General features: G+C 69.1%; 17 protein-coding genes. 1 reads left to right on the top strand and 16 read right to left on the bottom strand.

Annotation, left to right across the window (positions count from 1 at the left end; translation table 11 throughout):
- The first annotated feature begins 16 nt into the window (after nt 1-16).
- On the top strand, nt 17-1651 hold the full coding sequence (locus HD599_RS17640) for a DUF885 family protein (RefSeq protein ID WP_184240055.1): 1635 nt from the start codon (nt 17-19) through the stop codon (nt 1649-1651).
- A gap of 101 nt (nt 1652-1752) precedes the next feature.
- Here HD599_RS17640 and HD599_RS17635 read toward each other — a convergent pair whose 3' ends face one another.
- From HD599_RS17635 to HD599_RS17560, 16 genes are all read right to left on the bottom strand, one after another.
- Nucleotides 1753-2490, bottom strand: a complete 738-nt coding sequence (locus HD599_RS17635) for a WecB/TagA/CpsF family glycosyltransferase (RefSeq protein ID WP_184240052.1) — start codon at nt 2488-2490, stop codon at nt 1753-1755.
- Nucleotides 2491-2696: 206 nt separating this feature from the next.
- Nucleotides 2697-2981, bottom strand: coding sequence for a carbon storage regulator (locus HD599_RS17630; protein ID WP_184240050.1), 285 nt, complete (start codon nt 2979-2981; stop codon nt 2697-2699).
- A gap of 9 nt (nt 2982-2990) precedes the next feature.
- Nucleotides 2991-3881, bottom strand: coding sequence for a hypothetical protein (locus HD599_RS17625; protein ID WP_184240048.1), 891 nt, complete (start codon nt 3879-3881; stop codon nt 2991-2993).
- Entirely contained in the window at nt 3856-5907 is a 2052-nt protein-coding gene (locus tag HD599_RS17620) for an FHIPEP family type III secretion protein (RefSeq protein WP_184240046.1), read from the bottom strand. Before HD599_RS17620 ends, HD599_RS17625 begins: the two co-directional genes overlap by 26 nt.
- Before the next feature lies 1 nt (nt 5908).
- Complete coding sequence (locus HD599_RS17615) at nt 5909-7036, bottom strand: EscU/YscU/HrcU family type III secretion system export apparatus switch protein (protein ID WP_184240044.1); 1128 nt, start codon at nt 7034-7036, stop codon at nt 5909-5911.
- Nucleotides 7037-7795 (bottom strand): flagellar biosynthetic protein FliR, encoded by a 759-nt coding sequence (locus HD599_RS17610; protein ID WP_184240042.1) that lies wholly within the window; start codon nt 7793-7795, stop codon nt 7037-7039. It lies immediately after the preceding gene.
- 1 nt (nt 7796) lies between these two features.
- Nucleotides 7797-8072, bottom strand: coding sequence for a flagellar biosynthesis protein FliQ (fliQ, locus tag HD599_RS17605; protein WP_184240041.1), 276 nt, complete (start codon nt 8070-8072; stop codon nt 7797-7799).
- Nucleotides 8072-8869 carry a flagellar type III secretion system pore protein FliP gene (fliP, locus tag HD599_RS17600; RefSeq protein WP_184240696.1) on the bottom strand — a complete coding sequence of 266 codons (798 nt, stop codon included), beginning with the start codon at nt 8867-8869 and terminating at the stop codon, nt 8072-8074. Before fliP ends, fliQ begins: the two co-directional genes overlap by 1 nt.
- A gap of 41 nt (nt 8870-8910) precedes the next feature.
- The gene (fliO, locus tag HD599_RS17595) at nt 8911-9375 is read right to left on the bottom strand and encodes a flagellar biosynthetic protein FliO (protein ID WP_184240039.1); all 465 of its coding nucleotides are present in this window, start codon (nt 9373-9375) and stop codon (nt 8911-8913) included.
- Complete coding sequence (fliN, locus tag HD599_RS17590) at nt 9376-10104, bottom strand: flagellar motor switch protein FliN (protein ID WP_184240037.1); 729 nt, start codon at nt 10102-10104, stop codon at nt 9376-9378.
- Complete coding sequence (locus HD599_RS17585; protein ID WP_343062150.1) at nt 10105-11034, bottom strand: flagellar motor switch protein FliM; 930 nt, start codon at nt 11032-11034, stop codon at nt 10105-10107.
- A gap of 36 nt (nt 11035-11070) precedes the next feature.
- The gene (locus HD599_RS17580) at nt 11071-11970 is read right to left on the bottom strand and encodes an OmpA/MotB family protein (RefSeq protein WP_184240035.1); all 900 of its coding nucleotides are present in this window, start codon (nt 11968-11970) and stop codon (nt 11071-11073) included.
- Nucleotides 11967-12731, bottom strand: coding sequence for a motility protein A (locus tag HD599_RS17575; RefSeq protein WP_184240033.1), 765 nt, complete (start codon nt 12729-12731; stop codon nt 11967-11969). The genes HD599_RS17580 and HD599_RS17575 overlap by 4 nt, the downstream gene beginning before the upstream one ends.
- Complete coding sequence (locus tag HD599_RS17570; RefSeq protein ID WP_184240031.1) at nt 12731-13051, bottom strand: flagellar FlbD family protein; 321 nt, start codon at nt 13049-13051, stop codon at nt 12731-12733. Before HD599_RS17570 ends, HD599_RS17575 begins: the two co-directional genes overlap by 1 nt.
- Nucleotides 13052-13165: 114 nt before the next feature.
- Nucleotides 13166-14356: a flagellar hook protein FlgE gene (locus tag HD599_RS17565; protein WP_184240029.1), complete on the bottom strand. Its 1191-nt coding sequence runs from the start codon at nt 14354-14356 to the stop codon at nt 13166-13168.
- Nucleotides 14357-14379: 23 nt separating this feature from the next.
- Nucleotides 14380-14829, bottom strand: a complete 450-nt coding sequence (locus HD599_RS17560) for a flagellar hook assembly protein FlgD (RefSeq protein ID WP_184240027.1) — start codon at nt 14827-14829, stop codon at nt 14380-14382.
- Between the last annotated feature and the right edge of the window lie 17 nt (nt 14830-14846).

Below are 14846 nucleotides of genomic sequence, written 5' to 3'. Positions count from 1 at the left end.
GGCGCAGAATAGACGCGTGACCAGCGAAACGATCGACCTCCTCGCCCGTGACTTCTGGGACTGGCGCGATGCCACGGCCTTCCGTAGCGCCGACGATATTCCGCGCATCGCCCACGACCCGCTCTGGCTGCCGCGGTTCTCGCTCGAGTCGGTGCAGGAGCGCCGCGCGGCCCTCGGCGGCTTCGTCGACCGGTGGCGTGCCATCGACCCCGCGGACGAGCCCGTCGCCGCGCAGGTCGACTACCGGCTCATCGGCTCCGCGATCGCCCGAGCGCACTGGGAGCTCGACGTGATCCAGCCCTGGCAGCGCGACGCCGTGTTCGCGGCCAGCCAGATCCTCGGGCCGTACTTCGACCTGCTCCTACCCCCTGCCCCGTTCTCCCCCGAGCGCCAGGCCGGGCTGGTGAACGCTCTGCTCGCGGTACCGGCGCAGGTCGAGGTGGCCGTCGCCAACCTCACGGCGGGCGGCGCCGCCGAGCTCGCCGCTGTCGCCGCCGATACCCTCCGGTCGATCGACACCGACCTGCGCGCATCGGTCGACGCCCTCGCGACGCACGTGACCCCGGATGCCGCGGCTCGCCTCTCCGCGGCCGTGGGGCCCGCGGCATCCGCCCTCGTCTCTCTCGCCGACTGGCTCGACGAAAACGGGCCGGGCATGCCCGCCCTGACTCCCGTGGGCCGCGAGGGCTTCGAGTGGTACCTGCGGCACGTCGCGCTCATCGCCCAGTCGCCCGCGCAGCTCGTCGCGGCCGCCGAGCAGGAGTACACCCGTGCGGTGGCGTGGGAGCTCGCGGCCCGCACCCGGCCCGCGCCAGCCGCGGTCCCGGCGGCGACGAGCGACGCGCAGCACGCGGCCGAGGCCCGGGACGAGCTCGCCGTTCGGGAGTTCTACGAGAGCCGCGGCATCCTCTCGCAGGAGGGGCACGGCCACTACCTGACCGCCGAGGTGCCGGCCTACCTGCGCGGGCTGACCTGGCTCGGCGTTCCGGTCGACCACACCGACGTCAACCGGCTCGGCGAGGACGGCACCTCGTACATGCCCGCACCCGACGGCGAGCTCGGCTACTTCTACGCGGCGAACGCACTGGACCCTCGGCTCGGCATCATCCACGAGGGCACGCACTTCCAGCAGCTCGTGCGGGCCTGGGCGCACGAGCGGCCGGTGCGGCGGCACTACTACGACTCCGCGGCCAACGAGGGGATCGCCCACTACAACGAAGAGCTCATGATGCAGGCGGGGCTGTTCGACGGCGACCCGCACTCGCTCACGATCATTCACAACTTCCTACGGTTGCGCGCGCTGCGAGTGGTCGTCGACGTGAACCTGGCGGTCGGCGAGTACACGTTTGCCGAGGGTGTCGACCAGTTCGTGCGTCGGGTGCCGATGGATGCCGCGACCGCGACAGACGAGACGGCGATGTACCTCGGCGGACCCGGGCTCGCGATGGCCTACCTGACCGGCAAGCTGCAACTGGTGCGGCTGCTCGCGGATGCCTCCGAGCGGCCCGGATTCGAGCTACGCGGGTTCCACGACTGGGTGTGGAAGAACGGCAACCTGCCGTTCTCGCTGCAGCGCTGGGAGCTGCTCGGCGACGACAGCGAGATCCGGGCGATCGATGCCGCGGGCGACTGGGAACTGCTGGGGCGCTAGGTCGTCACCGGTCGACAGGATGGCGCGGCCCGACGCGCCGGGATCGGTCCTGTCGGACGCGCGAACGGGGCGAACGGTCCTGTCGAGCGGGCGGCCTTCGGCTAGCGGTACCGGTAGCAGGCCCGCAGGAACACCGCGATGTCGAGGGTGTAGCGGCGGGCGAGGCGCCGCGGCTCGAGGTAGAGGCGGTAGAGCCACTCGAGGCGGAGCCGGCGCAGCGCCTCGGGCGCGCGGGCCTTCGCCCCCGCCCAGAAATCGAAGAGCGCGCCGACACCGACGAAGACGCTCGGCGGCAGCTGTGCGGCGTGGTCGAGGATCCAGCGCTCCTGCAGCGGGTTGCCCATCGCCACGAGCACGACGTCGGGGGCAGCGGCGGCGACGCGGCCGACGAGGTCGGGGGTGAGGCCGGCGAAACCGTCGCTGCTGCCGACGACGACCTGGCCGAGGTCGGTCGCGACGTGCTCGACGGCCGTGGCGAGCACCTCCGGGGTGCCGCCGATCATATAGACGCGCAGCGGACGGTCTGCCCGCGCAAACAGGAACGGCACGAAATCGGTGCCGTTGAGATTCTGCTCGAAGCGGGTGCGGTGAATCAGGGTGGCGGCGATGTCCATGCCGACGCCGTCGTTCACGAGCACGACCGGGAGGTCATCGGCCCGCTCGAGCAGGAACCGGTTCTTCACCACGAAGTTCGTGTTCGCGAAAAAGAGGGCGGTTGACGTTCGGGCCGCGATCACCGCGAGCAGGTGGTCGGCGAGTTTCTCCGGGGTCGTGCTGAGCACGGGGTAGCCGCCGATCGCGATGACAGGGCCGAGCTGCGCGGCCACCCGGGGGTTCATACCGACAAGTTGTAGCGGGTGCCGTCGGCGGTTCGGCGGGCGGTTGCGGGCTCCCCCGGCGCGCTGGCAGGATGGGCGGCGCTGTGCGCTGACCGGGCCTGCCGGTCGACAGGATGGCGCGGGCCGAGGCACCGCGATCGCTCCTGTCGGGCGGGCGAACGGGGCGAACGGTCCTGTCGAGCGCGCGGCCGGGCTCGGAGCCGCGACTAGGAAGCCGGGGTGGCGGGCTTTTCGGGAGCGGACTGCGCGGCGGTCTCCGCCGGCAGGATGCCCAGCGCCGCTTTGATGCGCTCGGCGTCGTCGGGCTGCGCCGCGGTCGCCGCGATGTTCGCGTCCGCGACGGCTTTCAGCACCTCTTCGCGTTGGATCGAGATACCCCGGGGCGCGTCGATACCGATGCGAACGCCGTCGCCTCGGGAATCGAGGATGGTGACCACGATGTTGTCACCGATGAGAATGCGTTCTCCCGGCTTGCGAGTTAGCACGAGCACCCGCTCAGCCTACCAACCGGCTTCGAGCCAGCCGACGGGCAAACCCAATTGGGTCACCGAGTGCGGCGTGGCGGTCTCGTCCGGCGCCCAGCTCATGACCGCGGTGAGCGGCACGAGCTGCGCGACCGCGTGTACCCAGCGGGCGCTGTCCTCCGGCTTGCGGCCGGCGTCGACGGCCACCCAGAACTGGTCGGCGTGCAGGTTCTCGAGCTCGCTGGCCGATGCCTGCGTGGGCCCGCGGCGCGGCAGGCCGAATGCCACGACGACGGCGTGGCCGCCGCGCACACCCTCAGCGCGGGCCGCGATGGCGCCGCGCCGGTCGTCGATGCGGGTGATGCCCGGGCGCTCGATGTCGCCCGCGATGCGTGTCACCGCCGCGCTGGCTCCGGCCGCGATCGTCTGCGCCACGGCGAGCGCGTCGTCGCCGAGGCCCACGATCACGACGAGGTCGCCGGCACCGCGGAGTGGCAGCGGCCCGGACGGCTCGGTCGACCCGGGACGCGCGCCGGCCGCACCGAGCGCCGGGGTATCCGGAGCCGTGTTCAGCGTCAGGTCGGCGAGGATCGCCGCGAAGTCGACCGTGGAGGTCGACACCTTCCAGTCGGACTCGTCGAGCCGGTCGATCGTGCGCCGGTCGGCGCGGTCGCGGTTGTCCGCTTCCTCGAGCAGGGCGGCGATGCCGGCCCGGGCGGGCAGGTCGAACGAGTGCGCGTCCAGCGACGTGCCGTCGGAGAGCTCGACCGTCGCCTGGAACTTGCGCTGCGCGAAGAAGCCCTGCAGCCCGCCGGTCGTCACGACCGTCGTGGCGACGACCGCGGCATCCGGCCCGTACTGTTCGAGGATGCGAGCGTTGAGCTCGTCGATGGAGTCTGCCTCAACTTGATATCGACTCGGTGACACGCACGACCCCCACTGTTTCTATGTTGACGTTGGCAGAGGTGACCTCCTGGTAGGAGAGCACCGGGAGTCCGTCGGACTGCGCGGAGACGAGACGCCGGATCGCCGGCCGCAGCGCCGGGGCGCACACGAGCACCGCCGACTGGCCGTTCGCCTCGAGCTTGTCGACCGACTCGCGCAGCGAGCCGAGCACGGCCTCGAGCGAGTTCTGGTTCATCAGGATCTGCGTGCCCTGGTCGGAGGGACGCAGCCCCTCGAGCATCGACTGCTCGAGCAGCGGGTCGATCATGATGACGCGCAGGTCGTTGCCCTCGAGGTAGTTCGAGACGAGCGCCGGGCCGAGCGCGAGACGCGCCGCCTCGATGAGCCCCTCGGGGTCGTTCGACACCTTGGCGCGCAGCGACAGCGACTCGTAGATCCGCGGGAGGTCGTTGATCGCGATCTGTTCCGCGAGCAGCCCCTGCAGCACCCGCTGGATCTCGGCGAGGCTGAGCAGCGACGGCACGAGCTCGTCGACCGCCGACGGGTTGACCTGCTTGACGCCCTCGGTGAGCACCCGCACGTCCTCCCGGGTGAGCAGCCGGGCGGCGTTCGCGCTGATGATCGACGACAGGTGGGTGACGACCACCGAGACGCGGTCGATCACGGTCGCGCCCATCATCTCGGCACTGTGCCGCATCTCGCTCGGCACCCACTTGCCCGAGAGCCCGAAGACGGGGTCGACGGTGGCCTGGCCCGGGAGGTTGTCGAGGGCGTCGCCGAGCGCGAGCACCTTGCCCTGCGGTGCGATGCCGCGGCCGGCCTCGACGCCGGCGATACGGATGACGTAGGTGGAACTCGGCAGCTCGACGCTGTCGCGCGTGCGGACCGGGGGCACGACGACACCGAGGTCCATGGCGATCTTGCGACGCAGCGCGCGCACCCGCGCGAGCAGGTCGTCCGACGCGTCCGAGACGATGTCGACCAGGTCGCTCGACAGCAGGATCTCGAGGGCGTGCACCCGCATCTGCTCGATGAGGCCCTCGGTGGTGATCGGCTGGGCGCCCGTGGCGACCTCGACCTCGGCCTCCTCGAGCTTTTTCAGCTCGGCGGCCTTGTTCGCCTTGACCCGCTGCGCCACGAGGAACAGCGCGCCGCCGACGAGCACGAAGGGGATGAGCGGCATGCCGGGGATGAACGCCATGCCGATGGCAGCCGAGCCCGCGATCATCAGCGCGTTGCGCGACTGGGTGAGCTGGGTCGAGGCCGAGCTGCCGAGGTCGTCCTCGGCGTTCGAGCGCGTGACGATGATGCCGGTGGAGACGGCCATCAGCAGCGCGGGGATCTGGGTGACGAGGCCGTCGCCGATGGTCAGCAGCGCGTAGGTGTTGAGCGCCTCGCCGATCTCGAGACCGCGCTGCAGCATGCCGATCGCGATGCCGCCGATGAGGTTGATGATGATGATGACGATGCCGGCGATCGCGTCGCCCTTGACGAACTTCGAGGCGCCGTCCATCGCGCCGTAGAAGTCGGCCTCGGCCGAGACCTCGGCGCGCCGTGCGCGCGCTTGCGCGTCGGTGATCAGGCCGGCGTTGAGGTCGGCGTCGATCGCCATCTGCTTGCCGGGCATGGCGTCGAGGGTGAAGCGCGCGCCCACCTCTGCCACGCGCTCGGCACCCTTGGTGACGACCACGAACTGGATCACCACGAGGATGAGGAAGATCACGAAGCCGATGATGATCGAGCCGCCGATGGCGACGTGCCCGAAGGCCTCGATCACCTGCCCGGCGTAGCCGTCGCTGAGCACCAGGCGGGTGGACGCCACGTTGAGGCCGAGCCGGAAGAGCGTCGCCACGAGCAGCAGCGAGGGGAACACCGAGAAGTCGAGCGGCCTCTTCACGAACATCGTGGTGAGCAGCGTGACGAGCGCGAGCATGATGCTGATGATCAGCAGGAAGTCGAGCACGCCGGCCGGCACCGGCACGACGAGCAGCAGCACGATGCCGACGACACCGATCGGCACCGCCAGTTTGGCGAGGTTGCGGTTCACGTCAGTGACCTCCTGTTGTCAGCTGAGAAGCGAGCGGGGTGGGCGCAGCGGTCGGGGTGCTCATTGTGTGCACTCCCTGCGCGGCGCCGCGGGCTTTGAGGGCCATCACGAAGGCGAGCACCTGCGCGACGGCGGTGTACAGCTCGACCGGGATCTCCTGGCCGAGCTCGCAGGCTTTGTGCAGGGCACGGGTGAGCGGGATGTCGCGCACGATCGGCACGCTGTCGGTCTCGGCCTGCTCGCGGATTCTCGCGGCGACCTCGCCGGCACCCTTCGCGACGACGCGCGGCGCCGACTTGCCCGGCTCGTACTTGAGCGCGACGGCGAAGTGGGTGGGGTTGACCAGCACGACGTCGGCGTCGGCGATCGCGGTCATCATGCGGTTGCGGCTCATCGCGAGCTGGCGGGCGCGCCGCTGCGACCGGATCATCGGGTCGCCCTCGGAGCTCTTGCTCTCGTCCTTGATTTCCTTCTTCGACATGCGCGTCTTCTTGCGGTTACGGCGCATAACCACGAACACGTCGGCGAAGGCGAGGATGAGGCCGGCGAGCACGGCCGACTGGATGAGCGCCGACGTGCCGCCGGTCGCGGCACTGATCAGCGCGGTCAGCGGCAGGCCGCCGGCGGTGGAGAGCACGGGCATCAGGCTCTGGATAACCGCGAACAGCACGAGCCCGACGACGCCGGTCTTGGTGAACGCCTTCACTCCGTTCCACAGCGCCTGGCCGCCGAACGTGCGCCCGAGTCCCTTGACCAGGTCGAACTGCTCGAATTTGCCCGAGAACTTCTTGAAATGGATGCCGCCCTGGATCGCCGCCGCGGCCAGCACCGCGACCGTCACCACCACGATCATCGGGGTGAGCATGCCGAGGATCGATCCCATGCCGTTGTCGAGCGCCTGCACGGCGCCCTCGAGGCTCGGGTTCTCCATGATCGACCCGATGGTGAACATCTGGTCGGTGGTCTGCGCGGTGCCGAGTTCGATCGTGACGGGGATCATCACGGCGACGGCGCCGACGCCGACCCACGCGGTGAGGTCCTGCGAGCGGGAGAGCTGGCCCTTTTCGCGCACCTCTTTCATGCGCTTCTCGGTGGCTTGCTCGGTCTTTTCTCCGGCGTCATCCGCCATTCAACTCACCCCCATCACGAGGTCCATCGCCGACTTTGTGACCGACCCCACGATCTCGGGGAGGGCGACGAAGAGCAGCGGCACGAGGATGAGGGTCAGCAGGATCTTGACCGGGAATCCGAGGGCGAAGGCGTTGAGTGCGGGGGCCACGCGCGTCAGCAGTCCCAGACCGGCATCCGCAAGAAAAAGGACGACGATGAGGGGGCCGGCGATCTGCAGCGCCGAGACGAGCATCTGGCCGGTCGCGCTCGTGATGGCGGCGAGCGGCTCGGCAAGGTCGATGCCTCCGCCGATCGGGATCGCGTCGAAGGTGCGGGCCAGGCCGCCGATCACCAGCTGGTAGCCGCCCGAGGCGAAGAGCAGGGCGAGCGCCGCCATCTGGAACAGGCGCGTGAACTGGGCGCCGTTGACCTGCAGCTGCGGGTCGAAGCCCTGGGCGAGGGTGAACCCGCCGAAGAGGTCGATCAGGTTTCCGGCCGACTGGATGGCGGAGAATACGAGCATCACGAGGAATCCGAGCAGCGCGCCGACGACGAGTTCGAGCAGCAGCGCGACGATGAATCCCCCGGTGTCGGGCGAGACGTAGCCGGGGGTGACGATGGGGGCGACGGCGAGCGAGAGGCCGAGCGCGAGCATGCCCTTGATCCGCAGCGGGATGGCGTTGGTGGAGAACGGCGGGGCGATCACGACGAAGGCGACCATGCGCACGCCGGCGAGCATGACCGCTTCGATCCACTGCAGGTCGAGGGAGAGTTCCACGTCAGCCTCCCCCGAGCAGTCCGGGTATGCGGGCGAAGAGGTCGTTGGTGAAGGTGACCATCTCGGAGATCATCCAGTGGCCGGAGACGAGCAGCGCGAGCGCCACCGCGACCAGCTTCGGCACGAAGGAAAGCGTGACCTCCTGGATCTGCGTGATCGACTGCAGCAGCGAGATCGCGAAGCCGACGACGAGCGCGACGATGAGGATGGGCGCGCAGAGCTTGGCGCCGATGACGCACGCCTGCAGGCCGATGTCGAGTACCGCGTTGGTGTCCATCAGCCGCCGCCCTGGTAGCTGGAGACCAGCGAGGTGATGATGAGCGCCCAGCCGTCGACGAGCACGAACAGCAGGATCTTGAACGGCAGCGAGATCATGACGGGCGGCAGCATCATCATGCCCATCGACATCAGCGCCGACGAGACGACGAGGTCGATCACGAGGAACGGCACGAAGATGACGAACCCGATGATGAAGGCGGCGCGCAGCTCGGAGATCATGAACGACGGGATCAGCGTGAGCATCGGTACGTCGTCGGGGCTGTCGGGGTTCTCCGCGCCCGAGACGCGGGTCATCAGGGCGAGGTCTTCCTCGCGGGTGTTCGAGAGCATAAAGGCCCGAAGAGGGGCGGATGCCGCGTCCACCACCTGCACGAAGGTCATGTCCCCGTTCAGATAGGGCTGAACGGCCACCTCGTTGATGTCGGTGAGCACCGGCGCCATGATGAACAGCGACAGGAAGAGCGCGAGGCCCGCGAGCACTTGGTTCGGCGGGATCGACGGCAGGCCGAGGGCGTTGCGGGTCATCGCCAGCACCACGAAGATCTTCGTGAAGCTCGTCATCATCAGCAGCAGGGCCGGTGCCACCGAGAGCAGTGTGATGCCGAGCAGCGTGACGATGGCCGACGACGGGCCGTCGTTCGGACCGTTGATGTCGATCGACAGTCCGCCCTCGGGGTCGACCGGGTCGACGGGCGCGGTGGGGTCGATCGGCACGGCGTGCGCCTGGCCGGGGGTGAGCAGCACGAACGCCGTGACGACGACGAGCAGGAACAGCGCGGCGATGCCGAGGCGCATCAGCCGGGAGCGGCGCAGGGAGGGTGCTGCGGCGGCGACGCTCACCGGAAACGGCCGAGCGCGGAAGCCGCCTGGCGCCAGGTGGCCGGGGAGAGGATCGAGCCGTTCAGGGCGCCCGGCTTCACCAGCGCGGCCTCGAGGTCTTTCGCGGTCGACGCGGCGGCTGTGGGCTTCAGGTTGGTGACCGTCGCGCTCGGCACCGCGGTCAGGACGTCGGCGAAGGCGGCGGCGGGGGTCACGACCGGTGCCACGGCTTCGGGCGATTCGGCCGAGTGCAGGACGGTGACGTTGTTCTCGGTCACGCCGAGGACGAAGCGCATCCCGTCGGCGTCCACGACGACGACCGAGGCCTTCTGGCCGACGGCCTGCTTGCCCAGCACGGCGATCGCCGCCGCCGGACCGCGCTGCTTCGCTCCGCGCGTGATGCGGCGGTGCAGAAACCAGAGCAGGGCGAGGACGACGCCGAGCGACAGGGCGACGCGCAGCCCGACGACCACGGTCTCCATCTAGCTGAGGCTCTCGATCACGTCGAGGATCTTCGTGATGCGGACCGCGTAGTCCTGGTCGATCACGACGATCTCGCCGTGGGCGATGAGGCGGCCGTTGAGCAGCACGTCGGCGGGGGCGCCGGCGGAACGGTCGAGTTCGATGACGGCGCCGGGCTCGAGTCCGAGCACGTCGCGCACGGAGATGCGGGTGCGGCCGATCTCGACCGTCAGCGACATCTCGACGTTGTTGATGCGGCCGAGCTTGCCGACGATCTCGTCGTTGCCGAGGGGCCGGCCGCCGGCGACGACGTTGCTCGTACGGATCCGGATGGCGTACCACCCGGCGACCACGCCGGCGTTGGAGAGGGCGAAGACGACGGTTGCGGCATCCGCGAATAGGGCACTCGCGTCGTCGGCCCGGGTGTCCCCGAGGACGCCGGTGCCGAGAATGCCGGTGGCGGCCTCGAACGAGGGGCGGAGGATGTCGGCGAGCGCGACGGCCGCGCCGGTGGGCGATGCCGCGGAGACGAGGGAGTCCGGCTCGACGAGGGCGAGCGCGACATCGGCGGAGAACTCGCCGACGTAGGAGGCGACGACGGAGGAGCGCTGCAGGGCGAGAGGGGCGTCGGCGGCGCTCGAGAGCACGGGGCTCAGGGCGACGGTGGTCGGCAGGAGGCGGGTGAGCGCCTCGGCGGACGCGGTCGCCTCGCTGAGCGACGTCGTGAGGCTGGGGGCAAGGTTGTTCACTTAGATCTCCTCGGAGTTGAAGTCAGGGTTCGTGGCGCCGGTGCTGACGACGACGCAGGCGAGTCGGGCGCCGTTGGCCCCGGCCGCGCCGCGGGCGAGCACCTGGCCGTCGACGGCGAGCTCGAACGGGCGGTGTTGGGGGTGCGGGATCGGCAGGATGTCGCCGACCGCGAGGCCGAGGATCTTGCTCGGCGTGACCTTCGCCGGCGTGAGGCGCAGCGCGATCTCGACGGGCACGCCGCCGAGCTGGGCGGTGATGAGGTCGTGAGCGTCGACGGCGGTGCTCGTGGGGTTGGCCTCGCCCAGCTGCGGGAGGAGCACTTCGGCGGGAACGGCGAGGGTCGCGGTGGTGGAGGTGTCGCCGACGCGGATGACGAACGACGCGACGATCATCAGGTCGGCCGTGGCCGCGGCCTGAGCGAACTGCGAGTTGTACTGGATCGAGTCGACGGCGATCGGCGTGACGAACAGTGAGCCGAAGGAGTAGCGGAGGTCTTCGAGCGCGTCTTCGAAGAGGCGTCGCACGAGCGCCTGCTCGATCTGGGTGAATTTGCGCTCGGCCACGGGCTTGGGGCGGATGCCGCCGAGCATGTAGGTGACCCACCCCAGGGCGGCGGCCGCGGGCACCTGGATGACGGCCTTGGCATCGGTGGAACCGAGGGTGCACAGCACCATGGCGGTCGTCGACGGCAGTCCCGACGCGTACTCGTCGTAGGTCTGCATGACGACCTGCTCGCAACTGACCTGCGAGACGATGCGCACGCTCGCGGTCAGCTGGGTGCCCCACTGGCGGGCGAAGGTCTCGAACGCGAGCTCGAGCACGCGCGAGTGTTCACGGGCGAGGGTTGTCGGTCGGCGGAAGTCGTACAGCTCGACGGCCGGGGCGGCTTTCGCGGGCGCGCCAACGGCGATGTGTTCCTGGACAGTCACGAAGGGCACTATCGGCCGCTTCGGGGTGGCGGTTAGCTAGTGTCCGGAATCCTCGGTCTTCTCGGCTTTCTCGGGTTCCGCGCTCTCCGATTTCTCCGGCTCGGCGGCGTCGGCGCTCGACACCTCGAGGTAGCTCTCCAGAACCTCGGGGATGAGCGCGCGCACCGACTCGGGCTGGTCGGAGATCACGACGATGTCGACGCGGCGGTTGGCAGCCAGGTCGGCTTCGGTCATGCCCGTGGCGATGGGGCGGGCCGAGCCGTAGCCGATGGCCCCGACGCGCTCGCCGCCGATTCCGCCGTGTTCGACGAGGCGGCGCAGCACGGCCGTCGCGCGGCCCGACGAGAGTTCCCAGTTGGTGGCGTACGGGGCACCGGGCGCCCGAACGTCGGCGTGGCCCTCGATCGCGATCTGGTAGTTCGTGGTCGCCAGCACGGGCGCCGTCGAGTCGAGCACCGCGGGGGCGACGCCGGCGAGCTCGATACTGTTCGGGCTGAAAAAGGTCTCGGAGCCGATGAGACGGATCGTCAGGCCGCGATCGTCGATCTTGAAGTCGACGGTCTGCTCGAGTCCCTGCGTCTGCAGGTTCGCGCGGATCTGTTCCTTCAGCGCCTCGAGTTTGTCGACCTCGGTCTCGGCCAGGTCGAGTTCGGTCACGGGCAGGTCGACGACCTCGCCCTCCGAGTCGAGCTGGGTCGCCGGCACGACGACTCCGGACGCCGTGTCGAGCGCGCCGACCTCGGTCTGGCCGAAGCCGGTCGCGAGCGAGTTGCGTAGCTGCTCGAACTTCTCCTGGTCGACGGTCGACATAGCGAACAGCACGATGAACATACACATGAGCACGGTGACCATGTCCATATAGGAGGCCATCCAGCGTTCGTCGACGTGCTCGACGTGTTCTTCTTCGAGCCCTCTCCGCTTTCGCGGCGTGCTCATGCTGCTTTAGCCAGCTGGTCGGCGGGCACCATGGCCCGCAGTCGTTCGCCGAGGAGGCGGGGCTGGCTGCCGGCCTGGATCGCGAGCACGCCCTCCATGGTGAGCGTCATGCGTTCGACGTCGAGGTCGGAGAGGCGGCGGAGCCGGGAGCCGATCGGCAGCCAGATGAAGTTGGCGGAGAGCAGTCCCCACAGGGTAGCGACGAACGCGGCCGCGATCATGTGGCCGAGCTCCTCCGGCACCGAGAGGTTCTCGAGCACGTGGGTGAGCGAGACGACGGTGCCGATGATGCCGACGGTCGGCGCGTAGCCGCCCATCGTCGTGAAGAACTTGGCCGCGTTGCGGGATGACTTCGCCTTGGTGGCGAGCTCGTCCTCGAGCAGGATGCGCAGTTCCTCGCCGTCGGTGCCGTCGGCGACGTTCTGCAGTGCTCCCTTGAGGAACGGGTCGTCGATGGAGTCGGCTTCCTGCTCGAGCGAGAGCAGTCCGTCGCTGCGCGCCTTCTCGGCGAGCGAGACCAGCTGGTCGATCGTGTCCTGCGGCTTCGACGTCTTGCCGATGAATGCGCTGGGGAGCGACTTGAATCCGGCGATCGCGTCCTTGATGGTTCCGCCGGCGATGCCGACGGCGATGGTGGCGAAGAAGACGAGGATCATCGGGGCCGGCAGCAGCACCGAGGCGACGTTCGCCCCCTCGAGGGTGATCATCGCGAAGAGGGCACCGAAGGCCAGCAGTAGGCCGATTATTGTTGCGGGATCCATCAGAGCTTCCTCGGTCCTAGTGAGGTAACGCCTTCGCCCTCGGTGTCGGTGTCGGTGTCGTGCACGGCTGCCGGGTCGATCGGGCTGACGAGTCCGAGCGGGCGAACGGGCGGAGCCTGCGCGGCGATTTCCTGGGTGAGCGCGATCACGCGGGCGCGGTAGCGGGCGATCTTGTCGATCGCCTCGTCCATCGTCTCGGTGATGATGTACTTCGCGCCGTCGACCATCACGAGGGTCGTGTCCGGGTTCGCGTTGATGCGTTCGATGAGGTCAGGATTGATCGCAAACTGGCTGTTATTAAGCCGCGTGACAACGATCATGGATCCATCCCCGTTTTTAGCTACCCTTCCTGGGCCGCCTACACAGCACTATCGGCCGCCCTCTGCCCCGTGTAAGGCAGATGACGGCCGATCGTTGTGCGTCGAGCGCGGGCGCTATCGCTTCAGGTTGGTCAGCTCCTGCAGGACCTCGTCCGAGGTGGTGATGATGCGGGCGTTGGCCTGGAAGCCGCGCTGCGCGACGATCAGGTTGGTGAACTCCTGCGAGAGGTCGACGTTCGACATCTCGAGGGCGCCGCTGGTGATCGAACCGTAGCCGGCGTCGCCGGGGGCGCCGATCTCGGCCTCGCCGGAGTTGAACGTGGCGCGGTACGACGAGCCGCCGGTCTTCTCGAGACCGCCCGGGTTGGTGAACGTGGCGAGCACGACGCGGGCGAGTGCCTGCGAGGCGCCGTTGCTGAACGAGCCGATGAGCGTGCCGTCGGGGGTCAGCGTGTAGGACTCGAGCGTTCCGGGGTCGCGGCCGTCCTTGGCGGTGACCGACATGGTGGTGAGGCCCGCGGAGCCGGTGACGGCGCTGAGGTCGATCGCGATACCGCCGGCACCGACGGTCATCGTGCCCGCGGAGGTCTGCACGCCGTCGACGAAGGTGAGCGCGGTCGTTCCGGTGAGGGGACCCGCGGGGTTGTCGGGGTCGGCGCCCGCGACATTCCAGCCCGCAGCGGTCTTGGTCAGCGTGAGGCTGAGGCTGCGTGCGGCGCCGGTGGCGTCGAACACCTCGATGTCGCGCACGACGACGGTGCCGACGGCGGCGTCCGAGGGGATGTTGCCGCCGAGCGTGGCCGACGTGCTGGCCTCGCCGGCCGAGATCGCGTTGATCGGCAGCTGGATGTCGCCGGTGAGACCACCCTCGGCGACGACGCCGTCGACGGCGCCCCAGCCCTGGACGAGCGACCCGTCGGGGCTCACGAGACGGCCGCTGGCGTCGAAGTCGAAGTCGCCTGCGCGGGTGTACGAGGTCTGGTTGCCGTTGCGGGTGACGAAGAAGCCGTCGCCCGAGATCATCAGGTTGGCGGCCTTGCCCGTCGCCTGCGTGGAGCCCTGGGCGAAGTTGGTCGAGATGCCCGCGACGAGCACACCGAGGCCGACCTGGGCGGGGTTGGTTCCGCCGACGCCCTGCTGCGGGCCGCCGGCACCCTGCGTGAGCTGGGAGAGCGTGTCCTGGAACTGCGTGGAGGAGGACTTGAACGCGGTCGTGTTGACGTTAGCGATGTTGTTGCCGGTGACGTCGAGCATGGTCTGGTGCGAACGAAGACCGGAGATACCTGCGTAGAGCGAGCGAAGCATGGGTGAGCCTTTCGGTTGGTTGTTTAGGAAGCTGTGGTGGTTGCTGCGGAAGTGGTGGTGATGCCGGCGATCAGGTCGAGCGGGATGTCCTTGCCGCCGACAGAGACGGTCGGGACGACGCCGGTGAAGGAGACGCTGTCGGCCGTTCCCTTGATCGGCAGGCCGGTGGTCGAGTCGAGGTAGCTGACCTGCTTGCCGACGATGGCCGATGCGGCGATGCGCATCTGCAGCGAGAAGTTCTCGGTGCCCGTCTCGGTCAGCTCGGTGATCTTCTCCATCATCGCGAGCTGCGTGGTCTGCGAGATCATCTCGTTGGTGTCCATCGGCGAGCTCGGGTCCTGGTTGCGCAGCTGCGAGACGAGGAGCGACATAAACACCTCGGAGTCCATCGTCTGTTTGGGCGCCGCCGCGGCAGAGGCCGCCGCAGCCGCGGCCTGCGTCGAGACGACGCCGGTGATGCTGTCAATGCTCATTCGTGGGGCTCCTCTGG

The sequence above is a fragment of the Conyzicola lurida genome (assembly GCF_014204935.1).
In the GTDB taxonomy this organism is placed as follows: Bacteria; Actinomycetota; Actinomycetes; order Actinomycetales; family Microbacteriaceae; genus Conyzicola; species Conyzicola lurida.
Note: the sequence above shows the minus strand (reverse complement) of the source record. Positions and strands in the feature narration are given on the sequence as shown.

Excerpts from the sequence above, each read along its gene's own strand:
- HD599_RS17635 (WP_184240052.1), bottom strand. The coding sequence starts at position 2,490 with ATGAACCCCCGGGTGGCCGCGCAGCTCGGCCCTGTCATCGCGATCGGC.
- HD599_RS17615 (WP_184240044.1), bottom strand. The coding sequence starts at position 7,036 with ATGGCGGATGACGCCGGAGAAAAGACCGAGCAAGCCACCGAGAAGCGC.
- fliQ (WP_184240041.1), bottom strand. The coding sequence starts at position 8,072 with ATGGACACCAACGCGGTACTCGACATCGGCCTGCAGGCGTGCGTCATC.
- fliP (WP_184240696.1), bottom strand. The coding sequence starts at position 8,869 with ATGCGCCTCGGCATCGCCGCGCTGTTCCTGCTCGTCGTCGTCACGGCG.
- fliO (WP_184240039.1), bottom strand. The coding sequence starts at position 9,375 with ATGGAGACCGTGGTCGTCGGGCTGCGCGTCGCCCTGTCGCTCGGCGTC.
- HD599_RS17580 (WP_184240035.1), bottom strand. The coding sequence starts at position 11,970 with ATGAGCACGCCGCGAAAGCGGAGAGGGCTCGAAGAAGAACACGTCGAG.
- HD599_RS17575 (WP_184240033.1), bottom strand. The coding sequence starts at position 12,731 with ATGGATCCCGCAACAATAATCGGCCTACTGCTGGCCTTCGGTGCCCTC.
- HD599_RS17570 (WP_184240031.1), bottom strand. The coding sequence starts at position 13,051 with ATGATCGTTGTCACGCGGCTTAATAACAGCCAGTTTGCGATCAATCCT.
- HD599_RS17565 (WP_184240029.1), bottom strand. The coding sequence starts at position 14,356 with ATGCTTCGCTCGCTCTACGCAGGTATCTCCGGTCTTCGTTCGCACCAG.
- HD599_RS17560 (WP_184240027.1), bottom strand. The coding sequence starts at position 14,829 with ATGAGCATTGACAGCATCACCGGCGTCGTCTCGACGCAGGCCGCGGCT.